The 3,180-nt window shown below is 71.9% G+C and carries 3 protein-coding genes; all 3 read left to right on the top strand.

Going from position 1 to position 3,180, the window contains the following annotated elements:
• Nucleotides 1-99 precede the first annotated feature (99 nt).
• The gene (locus tag D7X74_RS40810; protein WP_255424523.1) at nt 100-936 is read left to right on the top strand and encodes a carboxyltransferase domain-containing protein; all 837 of its coding nucleotides are present in this window, start codon (nt 100-102) and stop codon (nt 934-936) included.
• Nucleotides 933-1,808, top strand: a complete 876-nt coding sequence (locus D7X74_RS40815) for a biotin-dependent carboxyltransferase family protein (RefSeq protein ID WP_120538318.1) — start codon at nt 933-935, stop codon at nt 1,806-1,808. The genes D7X74_RS40810 and D7X74_RS40815 overlap by 4 nt, the downstream gene beginning before the upstream one ends.
• A 37-nt stretch (nt 1,809-1,845) precedes the next feature.
• Nucleotides 1,846-3,180, top strand: a 1,335-nt coding sequence (locus D7X74_RS40820) for a hypothetical protein (RefSeq protein ID WP_120538319.1), incomplete at its 3' end; no start/stop codon positions are given.

Consider the following 3,180-nt stretch of genomic DNA (forward strand, 5'->3'; position numbering starts at 1 on the left):
GAACTGGCAGAGTGCATCAACCAGGGACGCAGATGAGACGCGCTCGATGGACGCCCCTTCGGAGGGCTCTCCAACGCTTGAGAGGAAGGAGCTTCCCACATTGAGGAAGAAAGCCGTTCGCGAGAGGGCTTCGCGGACCGGGGCACGCTTCCAGACGGCTCGTTGATTCCGCGCGGTCAACCCGGCGCGGTGCTGACCGACGTGGCGCGCGCCCGGGAGAACACGGTGCGACTGGCCACGGGCGGCACGGTGGACACGCTGTGCGTGCACGGGGACACGCCGGGGGCCGTGACGCTGGCCCGAGAGGTGCGCGCCATGCTGGATGCGCTGGAGCGTCCTCCGGAACCCCTGGGGGACAGCGCGCTGCGGCTGGTGCTGCCGGAGGCGGTGGACCGGCGGCAGGCGCGCGAGGCCCTGTGCGCGCTGCCGGGGGTGCTCGATGCAGTCATCACCGAGTCCCATGCCTGCGTGTACTTCGATCCGGCGACGCCCCCCGAGGCTCCCGCGCTCGTGCTGACGCGGCTGCGCGTGATGCCTGTGACTCCGGTGGAGCGACCGCTGCTGCGCATCCGCGTGCGCTACGACGGCGAGGACCTGCCGAAGGTGGCCGCGCACGCGGGGCTGTCGGTGGAGGAGGTGGTGCGCCGTCACACGGCCCGCGAGTACACGGTGCGCTGCGTGGGGTTCCTGCCGGGCTTCGCGTACCTGGGGGAGGTGGATGCGAGCATCGCCTGTCCCCGGCTGGCCACGCCGCGCACGCGGGTGCCGGCGCTCGCGGTGGGCATCGCCGGGGAGCGCACGGGCGTGTATCCCTTCGCGTCGCCCGGGGGATGGAACCTGGTGGGCACGGCGCTGGACTTCACCGCGTTCGACCCGAAGCACGGCGCCGTGATGCAGTTGGGTGACCGCGTGCGCTTCGAACGGGAGGACCCATGACGGCCTCGATTGAAGTCGTCAGCCTGGGGGCTCCCGTGATGGTGCAGGACGGTGGCCGGCCGGGACACATGCACCACGGCGTTCCTCCGGGCGGCGCGTGGGTGCCGGAGCTGCTCATCGCCGCGAACCGCGCGGTGGGCAATGCCTGGAGCGCCGCGGCGCTGGAGGCCTACGGACGGCTGGAGCTTCGCGCCCGGGGCCGCGACGTGCGCGTGTCCGTGGACGGAGAAGCCGCGCGGCTCCTCGCGGACGGCGACACGCTCACGGTGCTCGCGCCCACCCGGTATGCCGTGCGCTACGTGGCCGTGGACGGCGCACTGGCCGTCCCCGAGGTGCTGGGCGGACGCGGGACGTTGGGAGTGGCCCGGCTGGGAGGATGGGAGGGCCGTCCCCTGCGCAAGGGAGACTCCCTTCCACTGGGCCCGCCGGTCTCCGCGGACAGTCCTTCCGAAGCGGACCTCCCGCGCCTCGCGGAGGCCCTGGACCCCACCGCGCCCGTGCGCATCCTCCTGGGCCCGGACACCGCCCGCTTCGGCGACGCGGCCGTGGCGATGCTCCTGGGCAGCACCTTCACCGTGTCGCCCGCCAGCGACCGCGTGGGACAGCGGCTGGACGGACCGCCCGTTCCCCACGGCGACGAGGGCACGGGCACCTCCCGGCCCATGGTGCGCGGCGCCCTCCAGGTGACGCTGTCGGGAACGCCCATCGTCCTGGGTCCGGACCATCCGACCACCGGGGGCTACCCGCTCATCGCCGTCGTCATCCGCGCGGACTGGGGCCGCCTGGGTGCCCGCCGGGCCGGGGCTTCCGTGCACTTCCAGGCGGTTTCCGTCGAGGAGGCCCGGGCGGCCTGGAGCCATCGTCCCGCCTGAACGCAACTTCGGGGAGTTTCCGGGTGATACTGGAATCATGGCTCCCCCGAAGATCGCTCCCCGAATCCCGTCCACGCCCCGGCCCTCCGAGCCGGCGGCCCCGCAGCGTGCGCGCAACACGGTGAAGCCCGGGCAGGGCCATCCGGCAGCCTCGCGCTTCGACACCCCCCCGTCCGGAAAAACGCCCGTGGCGCTGTCCACGCCCGCTGGCGTGGTGGCCCAGGGCAACCGTCCCGCGCCCGGCAGCTTCCCCAGCCCCGGGGACGTGAGGACCATCGCCGCGATGAAGGACCCGGTGGCCCGCAACCTGGCCATCACCCAGGGCTACCACGACCTGTCCAACGCGATGGGTTCGCTGCTGGGCGAGGAGAACACCAACTGGTCCACCATCGCTTCGTGGGCCTCCAAGCAGGCCGGGGTGAGCATCCGCCAGGAGGACATGCCCAAGGTGTTCGTGGACGCGCTCAAGGGCGGCGGAATCCTGGGCGGCGCGATGAGCAAGGCGGACGACCTGCTGCGCAAGCTGGGCCTGCCCGCGCTCCCCCTGGGCGACATCGCCAGGGCCGGCACCGATGCGCTCAACGCCACCAGCCAGGCCGTCGCGGGCGGCAATCACTTCGTCTTCAACGACGTGGGGTTCGAGTTCGCCCGCTTCGTGGAGGCCTTCCAGGGCGACACGGGATACGACGCGGCCAAGGTGGAGCGGTTCGCCGCCAGCATCCCCGCGGACAAGCCCCTGCTGCGCGAGGCGTTCAGCCACTACGCCGAGGCCATGTTCGAGAAGGACCCGAACAAGAAGGCCGAGCTGGTGCTGCTGGGCAACACCCAGGTGGGGCTGCACGAGCAGACCCAGCTCCAGCCCTACATCGAGGGCGCGCTCAACGCGCCGGTGAAGGACGTCTTCCGCAAGATCCTGAAGCAGTCCGTCGAAGCGGGCGCCAACGCCCTGCCCTTCCCCGCGAACCTCGCCGCGAAGGCCGCCATCAAGGCGGGCGTGGTGGACGCGGCCCTGAACCCGCTGGTGGATCAGCTGGCGACGGTGTTCCGCGCCGCCGTCACCGAGAACATGATGCGGCTGACGCTGCCCGGTGGCGCGCTGAAGCTGGGCAACGACCTGCCGCCGCCCAAGGGCATGGAGGACGTGCTCTTCCCGCCGCACCTGCGCACGATTGAAAACCCCGAGCTGCGCGCACTGCTGGGGCGCCTGGACCGGACGCCCGATAGCCTCCACGGCACCGCCGCGAAGGACTGGAGCAAGCTGGACCAGCGCATGAACTTCGTCGTGGACCTCATGCGCTCGCGTCAGGCGGATTCGCAGCTGTTCGGTTCGCCCCTGGGCAAGGAGGGCCACTACCCGGTGCCCACCCCGTCC

This window comes from Corallococcus sp. CA047B (assembly GCF_003612065.1).
GTDB lineage: Bacteria > Myxococcota > Myxococcia > Myxococcales > Myxococcaceae > Corallococcus > Corallococcus praedator.